We start from the raw sequence: 15,557 nt of genomic DNA, 5'->3' as shown, positions 1-15,557 counted from the left end.
GCGCATCGGCTAGTGGACAAGATGTCCACTCATCCCCCCGGAGTGCAGCACGCTCTGCTGCCGCCTTCGGGGGATGGCAGCTCTGCTCCATGCGGTGCGGAGCGTCTTTCTCTCCTCAGCGCATGAAGAGCTCCGCGCCGCATCCGGCAGAGCCGGAGCTGCCGTGGGCGCGAGCAAAGCTTCGCGCAGTCCGGACTGCGGCCCGTGATTAGTCAGGCCGCGCGCAAAATGACGCGGAAGATTCTTGCCATCATCCGCTCCTCATGGCAGATGGATGATGATCCGTCAAACGGATGAATTTCCGACGCCTTGCGGGATAGTCCCGCCCTATCACTTGCCGACCGGTTGAAACGAATCATGAACGCCCCACCTGCTCCCGTCCGCCATCCGGCAGGCCGCGCCACGCCGACGTTGGTCGCCGGGCTGGCGGCGATTTTGGGCGCGATCCTGTTCGTCACGATGTTCGGCGATCCGGCCGGACCGGGTGGCGGCCGGGGTCTTTCCGGTGCGTCGATTTCCACGGCCTCGCTGTTCTTCGCGATCGGTTTGGCAATGCTCCGCGCCGGGTGGCGGGACGCCGAGATGCGCTGGTTGATCAGCCCGTGGCGCACCGTCGGCGTCGCCACCGGACTGGCCCTGCTGCTGGTCATCGCGGTGTTTGCGCAACGGAGTTCGAGAGATCTGGCGGATGCCGCCGCGCGGGAGAAACGCGCCTATCAAGTCATCGCCAGGATTCGCGAGCTGCGCAGCCACATCGATGAATCGCGGGACGCGGTGCGCGGATACGTGATCACGGGGCGGGAGGAATTTCTAATGATTTTCAACAAGGGGTTTTCAAAGTGGGAGGACAACATCCGGGAGTTGCGTGAAATGACCTCGGGCCATGCAAGGCGGCAGGCGCAACTCAGCGAGCTCGACGAGCGGATCGCCGCGGAGATCGGAGTCATGCGGCGGATGGCGGACACTCGCCGGGACGCGGGGCTTGAAGCGGCGGCGCAGCTGATGAGCGCCGACGGCGCAGCCAAGTCCGAGGAGATCCGCAAGGGCCTCGACGCGATGGCGGTGGAGGAAAAGCAAGAACTCGCCGTGGGCGAGGCGGAGCGGGACGCGCTCGGCATCCGCGCGGTCGCCATCCTGCCGGCCGGCGTGCTGGTGAGCGTGCTGCTCCTCAGCTCCAGCCTGCTGCGGCTCAACAGCGAGATGGCCACCCGCCAGCGCGGGACACGGGTGTTGGCCTGGGAGAAAGGCGCGCTGGAACTCATCGGCAGCCCCGCCACGCTCCGCGAGGTGCTGGACGGACTACTGCTAGGCATTGAAAAGCACCTGCCGGGCGCGCGCTGTGTCGCCCGCCTGCTCGAAGGCGGGCAGCTGAAATCCGCGGCGGCACCGAGCTTGCCGGAGTCCTTCAACCGCGCGTTCGACGGCTTGACTCCGGGGCCCGCCGCCTCGTGCGGCCCGGCGGCTCATTTTGACCGGCAGGTCATCGTCCCGGACATCCTCACCGACCCGCTGTGGGCGGACTACCGCGAACTGGCAGCGGAGCACGGCTTGCGCGCCGCCTGGTCCACGCCGATTCATGATCACGGCGGCGAGCTGCTGGGGATCTTTTGCATTTACCATCGGCAACCCGGCCGCCCCGCCCCCGCCGAGCTGGATCTGATCGCGCGGGCGGTGGATGTCACGCGCATCGCCATCGAGCGGAAGCGGGCGGAGGAGGAAATCCGCAAGCTCACCGCCGGACTGGAGCAGCGGGTGGCGGAGCGCACCGCCGAACTGCAAGCGGCCAACGCCACCCTCAGCGATTTCAAAGCCGCGCTTGATCGACACGCCATCGTCGCCATCACCGACGCGCGCGGAGTGATCACTTACGCCAACGACAAGTTCAGCACGATTTCCAAATATCCGTGCGAGGAGTTGCTCGGTCAGGATCACCGCCTTGTGAACTCGGGCCATCACCCGAAAGCCTTCATGCGCGACCTCTGGCAGACGATCGCCAGCGGCCGGGTGTGGAAGGGCGAAATTAAAAACCGCGCCAAGGACGGCTCGGACTACTGGGTGGACAGCACCATCGTCCCCTTCCTCGGTCCGGACGGAAAGCCGGCCCAGTTCATCACGATCCGCTCCGACATCACCGAGCGCAAACGCGCGGAGGAGGCGCTGCGGGAGAGCGAGGAGCGCGTGCGGCTCGCTACCGACGCGGCCCGCATCGGCGTGTGGGAGCGGGACCCGAAAAGCAACCTGCTGCGCTGGGACGCCCGGATGTTCGCCATCTATGGCATACCCGCGACGCCGGAAGGATTGGTCTCCTACCGGGATTGGCAGGCGCGGGTGTTGCCGGCCGATCTTCCCGAGCAGGAAGAGCGGTTGCAGCGCACCATCGGGACCTGCGGCCAGGACCAGCGCGAGTTCCACATCGTGCGCGCTTCCGACCACGCCGTGCGCGTCATCCAGGCCGCGGAGAGAGTCATCCCCGGAGTCAATGGCGAGGCGGCGCGCATCGTCGGCGTCAACCTCGACATCACCGAGCGCAAGCGGTCCGAGGAGGAAATCAACGAGCTCAACGCCGACCTCCAGCGCCACGCCGCGGAGCTGGTAGAGTCCAATAAAGAGCTGGAGGCGTTCAGCTATTCCGTCTCCCACGACCTGCGCGCGCCGCTGCGGGCAGTGGATGGATTCTCGCGCATGGTGCTCGCCGACTATGCCCCCAAGCTCGACGAGGAAGGCCGCCGGATGCTCGGCGTGATCCGTGGCGAGGCGCAGCGGATGGGGCGGCTCATCGACGACCTGTTGGCGTTTTCCCGGCTCGGCCGGCAGTCGATCGAGGCGACGGGGATCGAGATGGAGGCGCTGGCGCGATCAGTGTTCGACGAACTGGCCGCGCAGGAGCCTAGCGATCGGGTGCGGCTCGATCTGCTCCCGCTGCCGCCCGCCCGCGGATCGGAGGCGATGATCCGGCAGGTGTGGGTGAACCTGATCGGCAATGCCATCAAGTTCACCAAGGAGCGCGAGCTCGCCGAGATCGAGATCGGCGTGTGGGATGGCGGCAGCAGCGGGCGGATTTACTATATCAAAGACAACGGCATCGGCTTCGACATGCGTTATGCGGACAAGCTTTTCGGAGTCTTCCAGCGCCTGCACAGCCAGGAGGAATTCCCGGGGACCGGCGTCGGCCTCGCGCTCGTCCAGCGCATCGTGAAGCGCCACGGCGGCCGCGTCTGGGCGGAGGGCCAAGTGGGTCAAGGCGCGACTTTCTATTTCACACTCCCGAGTCAAACCTGATGAAAACTAACGAAACAACCGTGCTCCGCATTCTTTCGCTGGAGGACTCCGAGCTGGATGCGGAATTGATCCTGCGCGAGCTCAAGCAGGGAGGACTCGATCTCGTCTCGACCCGCGTGCAGAACGGCGACGACTTCGCGCGCGCGCTCGCGGAATTCCAACCCGGCCTGATCCTGGCGGATTACAAGCTGCCGACTTTCAACGGCGCGCAGGCGCTCGCGATGGCCAGGGAGCGCTGCCCGAATGTCCCGGTCATCATCATTTCAGGAGCCGTGGGCGAGGAAACCGCGGTGGAGCTGCTCAAGAACGGCGCGACGGACTTCGTGCTGAAAGACCGGATCCACGGGCGCCTCGTGCCGGCGGTGCATCGGGCGCTGCGGGAAATCGCGGAGCGCGACGCCCGCCGCCAGGCCGAGGCCGACCTGCGCGCGCTCAATGAACAACTGGAACAACGGGTCACCGACCGCACCCGCGAGCTGTGGGCGAAAAACGCCATCATGGAGGAGGACCTCGACATGGCGCGCGAACTCCAGATGGCGTTCCTTCCCCATCATTTCCCGACGCTCCCGCGCGGCGCGGAGCAGGCGGCCAGCGCCGTGAAATTCTGCAGCATCTTCCACCCGACCAGCTCGGTGAGCGGGGACTTTTTCAACGTCGTCCGCGTCTCGGACACCGCCGTCGGTGTTTTCATCTGCGACGTGATGGGCCACGGCGTGCGCGCCGCGCTGGTCACCGCGATGATGCGTGCGCTCGAGGAACAGCTTGGCGAGCTGGCGGGCAACCCCGGCGCGCTGCTTACGGAAATGAACCGGGCGCTGCGCGGCATCCTGCGGCAGTTAGGAACCACGCTTTTCACCACCGCCTGTTATATCATCGTGGACGTCGCCAACGGGCGGCTCACCTTCGCCAACGCCGGCCACCCGAGTCCGCTGTTGTTGCACGGCACTCCCCGCGGGGTGGAGTCCATCACCGCCCGCCGCGTGCCGGGCCCGGCGCTCGGCCTGATCGACGACGTGGAGTATCTCACCTACGAGCTGCCGATCGCCGCCGGCGACCGGATTCTCGCCTTCACCGACGGGCTGTTCGAGGTCGAGAACGCGAACGCGGAACCCTTCAGCATCGCCCGCCTGCGCGAGTCGATCCGCAGCCGCGCGGGCCTGCCGCTGGCAGATCTGCTGCAGGATGTTTTCGACGAGGTCGAGCACTTCGCGGAAGGCCAGGAATTCTCCGACGACGTCTGCCTCATCGGCATGGAAATCTCGCGGCTGGCCGCCAGCGCCGCGTGAAGCCTCGCTTCGCAGGTGGTCGCGGCCCTTGACGGCACGAGGTGGAATTTCTAGCAAGCAATACATTGAAACCCACATCATTCATCCCGCCCGTCGTCGCGCTGGTCATCGCCGCCCGTTCGTCCGGCGGGGGCGGAGATTCCCCGCATCCGAAGAACGCGCCGTCCGGCAAGCCGGCGAAAGACAAGGAGCCGCTCGATTGGAAGCAAATCGCCGCCCAGTTCGCGGAAATGCAGCAGAGCGGCGGCATGGGCGACATGCGGACGATGATGCGTTTCCAACAGCGCTTGCAGGCGATGACCCAGGAGGAACTCGTCGCTGCGCTGGATGAGATTGGCGCGCTCGACCTGCCCATCAAGTAAGGCCGCACGAGACGAGACTCCAGCCTACTCCGGCAGCTCGACCTTTTCCCCGAGATGGATCGGCCGGGTGTTGAGGAAGTTCACATCCAGCCACATTTTCACCCGCGCGCCGACCTCGCGGATCTTGGTTTTCCAGCCCGCCTGGGTCTCGACGTCGCGGGCGTTGAAGCCGTAGGCCTCGATGCCATTCGCCTTTGCCAGATAGATCGCCCGCTCGTTTTGAAAGCGCTGGCTGATGAACAGCATCGAATCCGCGCCGAAAATCTCCTTCGCCCGCACCACCGAATCCAAGGTCCGCAAGCCCGCGAAATCACAGACGATCCGGTCCTCGGGAATTCCGCGCTCGATCAGCGCCTGCTTCATCTTTTCCGGCTCGTTGTAGTAGCGCGACCGGTTGTCGCCCGAGACGATCAACGTCTCCAGCTTGCCGGATTTCCAAACCCGCACCGCCGCGTCGATCCGGTAGCGGAAATACAGGTTTTCCCGCCCGTTCACCCGGTCGGTGGTGCCGAAGACCAAGCCGACCTTGGCCTCGGGAAGATCCGAGACCTCGGTGAAAAGCCGGCTGCGGGACGCCCACACCGCCGTGAAATTCGCGTAAGCCACCACCCCGGAAACCAACAGCACCAGCGCCAGCAAAAACAGCGCCAGGCGCCGCGACCACCGCCGGAGAGCTCCTTTTCCCGCAGGCTTCACCGGCTGCGCGTGGTTTGAAGTTCCACCGCCTTGCGCGGCCATTGCAGCAGCGATTTCACCGAATCCGCGAAGCCGCCCGCCAGCGGCGCTTCCGGCGCGATCACCCGCAACCGGCTGGCCGACTCCACGAACCGGATCTCGGAAAACCGGCCCAGCCACTCGCCATCCACTTCCACCGGCACTTCGCGCTCCGCCTTGACGACGAATTCCTCCGCCTGGAAATAACTCGTCGATGCCATCAGGTCGATCCCCCCGAAGGCCAGCCCGCGCAGCGAATCGAGCACGATCCGATAGCCGGCCTCCTTGTAAACGAGCACGTCGAGCTTCGAGTCGTGGTTGTTCGCGTTGCGGAAAAACTTGAACGGCCCGCCGTAAAGCGCGCCGTTGCCGGCAAGCACCGCGACGCCTTCCTCGCGCCGCCCGTCTGGCAGAATCACCTCCAGCTTCGGCGGGGTCTCGCCGAGCACCTTCATCCCCGCGAGCAGATAGGCGAGCGGGCCTAACAGCTTCTTCGCCTCCCACGTCGTCTCCTCGATGACCATCGCGTCGAACCCCACGCCCGCCATCTGCACGAACGGCGCGCCGTTAGCCTCGAACAAATCCACATCCTGGATGAACCCGCGCTCGATCACCTGGAACGCCCGCTCCAGCGAATCAAACGGAATGCCCATCTCCCGGGCGAATACATTCATCGTCCCCGCCGGCAAAACCCCCAGCACCGTCCGCGATCCCGCCAGCCCGTTGACCACCTCGTTCAGCGTGCCGTCCCCGCCAGCGACGACGACTACCGGCTCGCCCGCCGCCGCGAAACGGGCCGCGATTTCGCGCGCCTCCCCGGCGTGACGCGTCGGATGCAGCGCGAGGCGGTCCGGATGGCTCTCGATGAACCGCAGCACCCGCCCGCCCTTCTGGCTGCGGGCCTTGGGGTTGAAAATGACCGGATACCGGTGCGGTGACTGCATGCCGGATTCTTCACCCATGGCCGTCGTCTCCGCAACCCGATTTCACCCCAGCGCCGCAATCACCTTGGCCACCGGCAGACCCATCACGTTGTCGAAATTCCCACGAATCCCGGCGATGATCCGCTCGCCGGATTCCTGGATGCCATAAGCCCCGGCCTTGTCCAGCGGGTTGACGAGCGCGAAATATTCCTCGATCGCCGCGTCGTCGAGCGTGAGGAAAGTCACCTCGGTGGTGTCATGAAACACGTTTTTCCCGCCGCCGGGATAAATGACGCAGACGCCGGTGCAAACCCGGTGCGTGCGGCCGGATAGACGCCGCAACATTCCGCGCGCCTCTTCCAGATCCGCCGGTTTCCCCAGCGGCAGATCGTCGATGAACACCAACGTGTCCGAGCCGATCACCGTCGCGTCAGGACGCATGATCGCCACGGCCGCGGCTTTCAATGTCGCATTCAGCTCGCACAGCAAATCCGGCTTCATCGCCGGATCGTGGATTTCCTCCGCCGGGGAGGGCACCACCTCGAAACTCACCCCCGCCCGCTCCAGCAATTCACGGCGGCGGGGAGATGAGGAAGCGAGCACAACGGGCATGCCGCTTGCATGGCGGGAAACCGGTCGATGGGCAAGTCGGGCTTTAAGGAGGGTTGACCTTTGGTCAACCCGGGGTGGACGGAACGTCGACCCTCCTTACCGCTCTTCCAGTTCTTCCATTTCCAGGCGCAGGTGGTCCATCAGGCGCTGCATGTCGCTCAGATGGCGGCGCATCCGGTCCTCGCCACCGGGCATCGCACGGCCGCGTTGCGCATTCCCGCGCGTGGTTGCCGGCACTTCCTTCTCCTCGGCCCTCACTTGGGCCATCGCCGGATTTCCGGCTTCCTTCCTGAGTAAATCCACCACCGCGGCGGCCGGCATCACGAACGAGCGGGTCCGGTCCGCACGCGCCATGGTGATTCCTAACACGCGCCCTTGCAGATCCACCACCGGCCCGCCGACCTGGTTCGGCTTGGGTCGCATGTCGGTCTGGATCACCTGGGTGAACGAGTCCCGCACCTGGCTAACCGGACCGCCCATGCGCTCCATCTGCTCAAGCCGGCCGTTGGCATACTGCGGCAGCTGGGGCCGGTTTCCCACGGTCACCTCGATTTTGCTCTCCCCGCCGTTCGCCTCGACGAGCAGGGAAACCTTCGCGCCGGGAGCGACCCCGGTGAGCGCGTTTTTCAACTCCAACAGGCCCGAGATCGGCCGTTCGCCGACTTTCAAAATCACGTTTCCCGGCTTCAATCCCGCCGCGTGCGCGCCGGATTTCGCGTCCACTTCCTTGATCTTCACGCCCTGGCCGGTGAAACCCGGTTCCCCGATCACGCCGAGATAGGCGAGATCCGTGTCGCGCAGGTTCCGGCTCAGCACGCTCACCACGCCGAACGCGGCGAGCCGCCCGTCCGGCTGTGGCGCGGCGAGGAAGCCCCCGAGCTTGGGAGCTTCAAACGACCAGCTCACCGGAGTGAGCGGCTTGCCCTCGATTTCCAACAACACCAGGTCCTCGTCTTGATAGACGCCCGCCAGCTTGACGGCGCGGCTCTCGTCTCCGGCGTCCACGCGCAAATCCACCCGCGCGCGGGCGACCTCGCTCCACTTGGTGAGGATCTTGCGACCATCCCCGACCACAGTGCCGTAGGCAAGCCGCCGCGAGCCGGACCACACCCGCACCGTGGACTTCGCCGCGGTGGCGATGGCGGGCTTGATCGCTTCGTTGAACTCGTCGGCTTGCGCATCGACGGCTTGCCGCTCCTCCGGCAATAGCAGCGGGATGTCGTCCTGCGCGCGCAAGGCGTTAGGCAGTCCGAGCGCGATGATGAGATAAACAATCGGTTTCATGGCGGTGTGGCTTAGCGTTCCTCAAAAAGGGTCTCCCGGCGGGCCAAAACGACCTGCACTTCGAGCGATTTGCGGTCCCGCAGCAGGCCGAGTTTTACCTTGTCGCCCGGCTGTTTTTTCGCGAGCACCTGGAGCAGCTTGTTCGCATCGCCGATGGCGCTGCCGTCGAGCGACTCGATCACGTCGCCTGGCCTGACTCCCGCCGCGGCGGCGGGGGATTCCGGCACCACGCTCTCCACCGGCACGCCCCTCGATGCGCGGCGCATTCCCATGCCGATGCCGAGCACGGGCATTTCCGGATTGGCGAACGGATTCATCGAGAGCCTCCCCCAAGCCTCGCCGGCGCGGATGCGGTCCCAGTCCTCCTTGAAGCCGTCGATCCCGGCGTGGTTGTTGTTCGTTAGGGATACGCCGATGGAGGAATTGATGCCGACGATTTTCCCGTCCAGATCGAACAGTGGCCCGCCCGAGTCACCGCCGATCAAGGTGCAGTCGGTGGTCAGGAAATTTCCCGGACCTTTCGACACCACGCGGCCGAAGCGGACCGGCGGCGTGCGTGCCGCGTCGAAGCCCGCCGAGTGGCCGAGCGCGATCACCCAGTCGCCGGCGGCCAGCGATTTCGAAGCACCCATTTCAGCAAACGGCCACGGCCCCTTGCGGGTGATTTGCACCATCGCGATGTCCTTGGAATAGTTCGCGCCGAGGACTTTTCCCGGGACTTGCTCGCCGTCCGGGAAAACCACCAGCAACTCCTCCGCGCCCTGGACGACGTGGGCGGCGGTCAGGATCAGGCCGTCCGCGGTGGTGATCACGCCGGAGCCCGAGGAGCCGGTTTTCTCCGACAGCAGCGCCACCGTGGCGGGCATCACCTTGGCGGAAACTACCTCGACCTTGCCTTCCAGCTTCGCGAGGTCCTTCAAATCACGCACCGGCTCGCTCGCCGGCAAAACTCCGGGCGCCAGCCACAAGCAAACGCAGGCGAGGGGAAATACGGGATTCACTTTCATGGTTGTATGGTTCACAGCGATGCCGCCACGCCGCTTCGTCTGTTTTGATAACAAGGATGGATCGGCGGCGGAGGATCGCTTAGCATTCGCACGCAGATGCCAAAACGCAACCCGCCAGACACCAACCTCCGCCGCAAGGAAGCGCCCGCAAGCGCCCCGTCGCGCGGCCCCGGCGGCCTGTCGCTCCTGCTGTTCTGGCCCTTCCTCCTCTTCAATCTGGTCACCCGGCCCTTCGCCACGCCGGTGAAATTCCTGCTCCGTCTCGCCGGATATCCGGTCGTCGCGGGTATTTACGGCCTCCTCTTTCTCGCCATCGCTTACGGCGTCCGCGCCCAGAAATACGATCTCGCGAAAATCCACGAGATGCCCGAGCGCTCGATCGTCCATGACCGCCTCGGCGAGGAAATCGGCCGCATCCATGGGGAGAAGCGCTCGCTCGTCCCGCTCCACCAGGTCGCCGTGGACTTCCGCAAGGCCATCCTCGCCCGCGAGGACGAGCGGTTCTATCAACACGGCGCCGTCGATCCCATCGGCATCGCCCGGGCGGTCCTCAAAAACCTCGGCGGCAAAAAGGAAGGCGCCTCGACCCTCACCCAGCAGCTCGTTTCCGACATCTTCCAACTCAAGCGCGGCGAGAACCGCGGCGACACGCTCCGCCAGTTGGACCGCAAGATGCTCGAAATCGCCATCGCCTTCCGCCTCGAGGCGTCGCTGGAAAAGGACGACATCCTCGCGGCCTACATCAACCAGATCAACTGGGGCCGCCAGATCAAAGGCGTCGGCGAGGCCTCGCGGATCTACTTCGAGAAACATCCGTCCGAGCTAACGCTATCGGAATCCGCCCTGCTCGCCGGCATCGTCCGCGGCCCGGATTCCTTCAACCCCTTCAAATCGATGGACGCCGCCACCCGCGAGCGCGGCACCACGCTCGCGCGCATGGTCACCGCCGGAGTCATCACCCCGGCCGAGGCCGAGGCCGCGAAGGCGGAGCCCATCGAAGTCAGGCCGGAATGGCGGCGCGAAACCCAGGAATCCTACGCGATGGACGCCATCCGCCGCGACCTCGAGGTGATCCTCGAAAAGGAAAACATCGAGCTCGGCGGACTCAGCATCACCACCACCATCGACCTCCGCATCCAGCGCAAAGGCGAAGAGGCGCTCGACAAAAAACTCCGCGAGGTCGAGCGCCTGTCAGGCTATCAGCACCCCACCCGCGCCGCCTGGCGGGAAGCTCCGGCGGAAAAGCGCAAGGAGCCCGCCTACATCCAGGGCGCCGCCGTCGTCGTGGAAAACCGCACCGGGGCCGTGCTCGCCGTCATCGGCGGCCGCGATGCCAACGAGTCGAGATTCAACCGCGCCACCCAGGCCCGCCGCCAGATCGGCTCGCTCTTCAAGCCCTTCGTCTATCTGTCCGCCTTCGACCGCGGCCTGCGCCCGGACACCAGCATCAGCGACGGCCCGATCGAAAGCGGCGAGATCAAGGGCGGCGGCACCTGGCGGCCGCAGAATTCCGACGGCAAGTTCGGCGGCATGCAGCCGGTTTCCTACGGCCTCATCCGCTCCCGCAACACCATGTCCGTCCGCGTCGGAAACCACGCCGGCATCCCCCGCGTCAAGGACGTCTCGCGGATGGCCGGCTTCACCACGCCGATGCCGGAAAACCCCTCGTCCTTCCTCGGCTCGTGGGAAGCCTCGCCGTGGGAGGTCGCCACCGCCTACACCATTTTCCCCAACGACGGCACCCGATACCGCCCGTATTTGATCTCGGAAATCAAGGACCGCGAGGGCAACATCCTCTACGCCACGCCGCCGCTCTCCTACCCCGCCGCCAAAGCCGGCTCCGCGTGGTCCGTCTCCCGCATCCTCAACGAGGTCGCCACCCACGGCACCGCCGCCTCCGTCACCCGCCTCGGCTTCGACAAGCCCTGCGGCGGCAAAACCGGCACCACCAACGACTTCAAGGACGCCTGGTTCGCCGGATACACTTCCAATCTAACCTGCGCCGTCTGGGTCGGCTTCGACACTCCGCAAAAGACCATCCACGGCGGCTACGGCTCCGCGCTCTCGCTGCCGGTCTGGGTGGACATCATGAAAACCGCCGACCGTCTCGGCTACAAGGCCGGCAAGCTCAACAGCAAGTCCAACCTCGTGGAAATGGAACTCTGCCGCCACTCCGGAAAGCGCGCCACCAACGGCTGCCAGACCGCCGGCACCGCCTATCCGGACCTCGTCTCCGCCGACATCGCCCTCCCGGCCGGCGACCTCTGCCCACTCCACCCCGCCAGGGCCCAGGCCGTGGACGAGTCCACCCTGACCGCTCCCGAGCCGCCCCCGCTCCGCGCCCAACCCGTCGAGGAAGACGCCGACATCCCGCTCAAAGCCATCCCCGTCGATTAGAATTTCAAATCTCCCACCATGTCCACCTGGCGTCCCATCCACCCACCCTCGTTTTGGAAGCGCTGGCTTCCCGGGTGGCTGCACGGCCCGGTGAAGCTGCTGTTCCAGCTCTCGGTCGCCGGACTCATCGGCTTGTTAGGATTTGTGTTCTTCTACTTCATGCTCGCGATGCGCTTCGACATGGACGAGGTCGCCAAGCTCCCCACCGGCACGACTTTCTACGATCGCAAGGGCCAGGAAATCACCGCCCCCGGTAGCAACAGCGGCAAGCTGGTAAAGCGCGAGGATATCCCCGACTTCCTCGTCAAATCCCTGCGCGCCCGCGAAGACGCCCGGTTTTTTGAACACGGCGGCGTGGATGTCCGCGGCCTGGCCCGCGCCACCGTTAGGAACATCAAGGACCGCGACTTCACCCAGGGCGCCTCCACCCTCAGCATGCAGCTCGCCCGCAACAGCTTCAAAATGAAGCAGAAATCCCTGCATCGGAAATTCCTCGAAATCGCCCTCACCCTCCGCGTCGAGCAGCGCTATACGAAGGACGAAATTTTAACCCATTACCTCAATCGCATCTACTTCGGAGCCGGCGCCGACGGCATCGAACAGGCCGCGCATACTTATTTCGGAAAATCCACCCGCGACCTCAGCGACGGCGAGTGCGCGATGATCGTCGGCATCATCCGCGGCCCGCACATCTTCTCGCCCTTCCGCAACCTCGACGCCGCCATCGAGCAGCGCAACCAGACGCTCAACCGACTCATCGCCATGGGCCTCATCGACACCGCCCGCCGCGACGCCATCATCGCCGAACCCATCAAACTCGTTAGCGCCGAACACCGCGAAACCCAGACATCCTACGCCCTCCAAGCCGTCCGCCGCGAGCTCGACGGCATCCTAGAAGACGATGATATCCTCTTCGGCGGTCTGCGCGTTCACACCACGTTAGACGCGGCCTGGCAGAAACGTCTCGAAGTGGAACTCACCCGCGCCGTCGAGGATCTGGAGCATGAGAAAACCTGGCCGCACCCCACCGAAGCCGGCCACGTTACCGGCACCGAGCCCGGCTATATTCAATACGCCGCCGTCACCACCGAGACCAAATCCGGAGCCACCCTCGCCCTCATCGGCGGGCGGAATTACAGCGACTCGCGCTTCGACCGCACCCGATCCAGCCGCGATCTCGGCTCCGCCTTCGAGCCCTTCGTCGCCGCCGCCGCCGCCGAGCGCGGCAAGCTCGTGCTCCCCGGCAAGCCCGTGCAAACCGGCCGTCAGATCGGCCCGGCGGAAGTCGAGCGCCTCGCCAAGCGCTGCGGCATCGCCGGCCCGTTTCTCGAAACCGAGGATTTGTTCCGCGGCTCCGTCGCCGCCACGCCGCTAGAAATGTCAGTCGGCCTCGCCACCCTCGGCAACCAAGGCAAGCGCGCCAAACCCTATTTGATCCAGGAAATCCGCGACACCACCGGCGAGGTCATTTACAAGGCCAAGCCCGTCCTGAGCGCCGCCCTCAGCCCCGCCGCCGCGCTCGATGCGACCAGCGTCCTGCAACGCTCCGGCGGTACCCGTTGTTTCACCGGAGCCACCGGTTCCGAGCGCGACGCCTGGACCCTCCGCCTCGGCCCCGGCGGCGCGACCGCCATCTGGCTCGGCTTCGACAAACCCGCCGCCATCGCCCGCGAGCCCCGCCTCAAGTCGCTGCTCGACGAGTTCGTCAAGCGACTGGGGAATAACTGACCCGCTTCAAAGTGTTCCGGCTCTCCGAGCCGATCTGCGTCTCGTAGCCGGCGGTGGCACCGTGGCAGGGTTTCAGCCATAGCGTGACGATTTCGTCACCATGCGCGCCTTTGCCGGTTTTCACCGTCCGACTACCTCGTTGCAGCTGTCGCGTGTCACTAACGCGGCGCACGCATTGTTATGGGTTCCCGCGTCATCACTCTCTTTAACAGCCGCAGCATTGTTGGCGCACTTTACAGCAGGGATTTCCCAATGGCGATGCGGCATCGCCTCACTGCCGCATGGCTTCTGCTCTCATGGATCGTCCAGCCGCTGGCCATGACTGCCGCTGGCACGCCGCCCGTGCCGCTCTGCCACTTCGCCCCTCAGCCCGCCGCGAAGCCCAATCCTTTCGTGTGGGTGTCCCGCCGCCCCGCCGCCCCTTTTCTAGCAGTCAGCCCCGCGGCAGGCACGGGCTGGGCCGAGGCGTGGCAAGAAAGCGCCCGCAGGAAATCAACGCCATCGGCCATCCCGCCCGCATCGCATGCCTGGCAACCTGCGAGAGTGAACGAAAACAGCCCGCTCACCCCGCCGGACGGCATGCCGACCGTGATGCCCGGCCCTTTGCCGGGCAATATCAACGCCTCGGGAAACTGCGTCATCAACGGCGAGGTCTCGGATGCCACCTCCCTCAATCCCGTCGCCGGAGCCTTCGTCGATGTCGCCGGCACCGGCCGCACGGCCGAGACCGACGCCAAGGGCCGCTTCACCATCGGCGCCCTGCCCGCGGGTTCCTTCACCCTAGAAGCCACCAAGCTCGGCTACTTCGGCGAAAGCACCGTCGTCACCACCCTCGAAGGCCAGCCCGCCGAGCCGCGCTTCGGACTGCGCCTCAAGCCTGCGGACGACTCCAGCGAGGAAACCACACTCGAAGAGGAAACCGTCGTCGGGGAATACCAAGGGGATTCCCAAGGCGATTTGTTTCTAGATCTGCAAGCCACACCGAACATCGCCGCAGGCATCGGCAAGGAGGAGTTCAGCCAAGCGGCGGTCAGTGACGCCGCCGGGGCGGTCTCGAAAATCTCAGGTGCCAATATCGTCGGCGGCAAATACGCCGTGGTTCGCGGGCTGGGAGACCGCTATTCGAACACGCTCGTCAACGGTGCCCTCATCTCCAGCGCGGATCCTTCGAAAAAAGCGGTCCAGCTCGACCTCTTTCCATCCGACCTGCTTCAGAGCGTCGCCATCAACAAGACCTTCACGCCCGATCTCCCCGCCGAGTTCGCGGGCGGCATCGTTCTGGTGGAAACCCTGCGTCTGCCGGAAAAACGCATCATCGAATTCGAACTCGGCATCAAAACCAACTCCAACCTTGGCGACACCTTTTATGAAAATCCAGATGGAGATCGCGATTACTGGGGCCAACGCGACGACGAGATCCCCCTTGCAGACCTGCCAGAAGGCTTCCTGAGCCAGGGCTGGGACGGCCGCCGCCCGCCAGGAGTCCGAGCCGAGGGAGGCGTTTCCCGAGAAGAACAGCTCGCACGTGCCGCCGAGGCCGCAGCTCAAATGCAGGCTGTCCATGAATCCGGCGGCATGCTTCCGAAAAAACGCAGCCCAAAGGAGGAGCAAAACTACGCATTTACCCTTGGAGATCGCTACAAATTTAACAATGGCGTGGAAGTCGGGGGAGTTCTCGCATTCACCCGCGAGGCGGGCGATCAGGTTCGGGAGGACGTCCAGGTCGGTCGCGGCCTCAGCTTTGGCAGCGATTCCAAACCCGGCTCCGACGGCACGCCCGGTGCGGAGGATTTCGTCGTGCGCACCCAGACTGAAGATCGATACACTGAATACCTCAACTGGGGTCTTCTCCTGGGTGCTGGCATCAAAGTCGGCGAGAACCATGAGATCGGCTTCACCGGCTTTAGGAACACCAGCGCCGAAGACGAGGTCTCGCTGGGACGTAAAATAAAGACCATCGGTGGT

12 protein-coding genes are annotated in these 15,557 nt (G+C 65.1%); 6 read left to right on the top strand and 6 right to left on the bottom strand.

The features are described from left to right. The first annotated feature begins 357 nt into the window (after window positions 1-357). From AC4DF4_RS14240 to AC4DF4_RS14230, 3 genes are all read left to right on the top strand, one after another. A complete protein-coding gene (locus AC4DF4_RS14240) occupies window positions 358-3,279 on the top strand; it encodes a PAS domain S-box protein (protein WP_490048775.1) in 2,922 nt (973 codons plus the stop codon). Next, window positions 3,279-4,565: a PP2C family protein-serine/threonine phosphatase gene (locus AC4DF4_RS14235; protein WP_490048774.1), complete on the top strand. Its 1,287-nt coding sequence runs from the start codon at window positions 3,279-3,281 to the stop codon at window positions 4,563-4,565. Before AC4DF4_RS14240 ends, AC4DF4_RS14235 begins: the two co-directional genes overlap by 1 nt. 65 nt (window positions 4,566-4,630) lie before the next feature. Then, complete coding sequence (locus tag AC4DF4_RS14230; protein WP_490048773.1) at window positions 4,631-4,927, top strand: hypothetical protein; 297 nt, start codon at window positions 4,631-4,633, stop codon at window positions 4,925-4,927. Window positions 4,928-4,951: 24 nt separating this feature from the next. On the opposite strand, the gene AC4DF4_RS14225 is transcribed toward AC4DF4_RS14230, so the two are convergent. The 5 genes from AC4DF4_RS14225 to AC4DF4_RS14205 all read right to left on the bottom strand — a co-directional run bounded on the left by AC4DF4_RS14225 (window position 4,952) and on the right by AC4DF4_RS14205 (window position 9,467). Further along, window positions 4,952-5,578, bottom strand: a complete 627-nt coding sequence (locus AC4DF4_RS14225; RefSeq protein ID WP_490048776.1) for a SanA/YdcF family protein — start codon at window positions 5,576-5,578, stop codon at window positions 4,952-4,954. A 41-nt stretch (window positions 5,579-5,619) separates the two neighbouring features. Beyond that, window positions 5,620-6,585 (bottom strand): diacylglycerol/lipid kinase family protein, encoded by a 966-nt coding sequence (locus AC4DF4_RS14220; protein WP_490048772.1) that lies wholly within the window; start codon window positions 6,583-6,585, stop codon window positions 5,620-5,622. A gap of 42 nt (window positions 6,586-6,627) precedes the next feature. Beyond that, the gene (locus AC4DF4_RS14215) at window positions 6,628-7,176 is read right to left on the bottom strand and encodes a Maf family protein (protein WP_490048771.1); all 549 of its coding nucleotides are present in this window, start codon (window positions 7,174-7,176) and stop codon (window positions 6,628-6,630) included. A 96-nt stretch (window positions 7,177-7,272) separates the two neighbouring features. Beyond that, window positions 7,273-8,460 (bottom strand): PDZ domain-containing protein, encoded by a 1,188-nt coding sequence (locus AC4DF4_RS14210; protein WP_490048770.1) that lies wholly within the window; start codon window positions 8,458-8,460, stop codon window positions 7,273-7,275. Window positions 8,461-8,471: 11 nt separating this feature from the next. Further along, window positions 8,472-9,467: a S1C family serine protease gene (locus AC4DF4_RS14205; RefSeq protein ID WP_490048769.1), complete on the bottom strand. Its 996-nt coding sequence runs from the start codon at window positions 9,465-9,467 to the stop codon at window positions 8,472-8,474. Between the two features lie 96 nt (window positions 9,468-9,563). Between AC4DF4_RS14205 and AC4DF4_RS14200 the strand changes: the two genes are divergently transcribed. Together AC4DF4_RS14200 and AC4DF4_RS14195 are read left to right on the top strand one after the other, a co-directional pair. Beyond that, the gene (locus tag AC4DF4_RS14200) at window positions 9,564-11,864 is read left to right on the top strand and encodes a transglycosylase domain-containing protein (RefSeq protein ID WP_490048768.1); all 2,301 of its coding nucleotides are present in this window, start codon (window positions 9,564-9,566) and stop codon (window positions 11,862-11,864) included. Window positions 11,865-11,882: 18 nt separating this feature from the next. Further along, a complete protein-coding gene (locus AC4DF4_RS14195; RefSeq protein ID WP_490048767.1) occupies window positions 11,883-13,592 on the top strand; it encodes a transglycosylase domain-containing protein in 1,710 nt (569 codons plus the stop codon). Here AC4DF4_RS14195 and AC4DF4_RS14190 read toward each other — a convergent pair. After that, window positions 13,570-13,716: a hypothetical protein gene (locus tag AC4DF4_RS14190; RefSeq protein ID WP_490048766.1), complete on the bottom strand. Its 147-nt coding sequence runs from the start codon at window positions 13,714-13,716 to the stop codon at window positions 13,570-13,572. The genes AC4DF4_RS14195 and AC4DF4_RS14190 overlap by 23 nt on opposite strands. A gap of 134 nt (window positions 13,717-13,850) precedes the next feature. Between AC4DF4_RS14190 and AC4DF4_RS14185 the strand changes: the two genes are divergently transcribed. Further along, window positions 13,851-15,557 (top strand): carboxypeptidase regulatory-like domain-containing protein (locus tag AC4DF4_RS14185; RefSeq protein WP_490048765.1); only part of this gene is annotated, 1,707 nt, incomplete at its 3' end.

It is taken from the genome of Luteolibacter sp. (assembly GCF_058122085.1).
This window is presented reverse-complemented; position numbering and strand designations above follow the sequence as displayed.

Coding starts and splice junctions, on each gene's coding strand:
- AC4DF4_RS14220 (WP_490048772.1), bottom strand. CDS start 6,585: ATGCAGTCACCGCACCGGTATCCGGTCATTTTCAACCCCAAGGCCCGC.
- AC4DF4_RS14235 (WP_490048774.1), top strand. CDS start 3,279: ATGAAAACTAACGAAACAACCGTGCTCCGCATTCTTTCGCTGGAGGAC.
- AC4DF4_RS14200 (WP_490048768.1), top strand. CDS start 9,564: ATGCCAAAACGCAACCCGCCAGACACCAACCTCCGCCGCAAGGAAGCG.
- AC4DF4_RS14205 (WP_490048769.1), bottom strand. CDS start 9,467: ATGAAAGTGAATCCCGTATTTCCCCTCGCCTGCGTTTGCTTGTGGCTG.
- AC4DF4_RS14195 (WP_490048767.1), top strand. CDS start 11,883: ATGTCCACCTGGCGTCCCATCCACCCACCCTCGTTTTGGAAGCGCTGG.
- AC4DF4_RS14215 (WP_490048771.1), bottom strand. CDS start 7,176: ATGCCCGTTGTGCTCGCTTCCTCATCTCCCCGCCGCCGTGAATTGCTG.
- AC4DF4_RS14240 (WP_490048775.1), top strand. CDS start 358: ATGAACGCCCCACCTGCTCCCGTCCGCCATCCGGCAGGCCGCGCCACG.
- AC4DF4_RS14210 (WP_490048770.1), bottom strand. CDS start 8,460: ATGAAACCGATTGTTTATCTCATCATCGCGCTCGGACTGCCTAACGCC.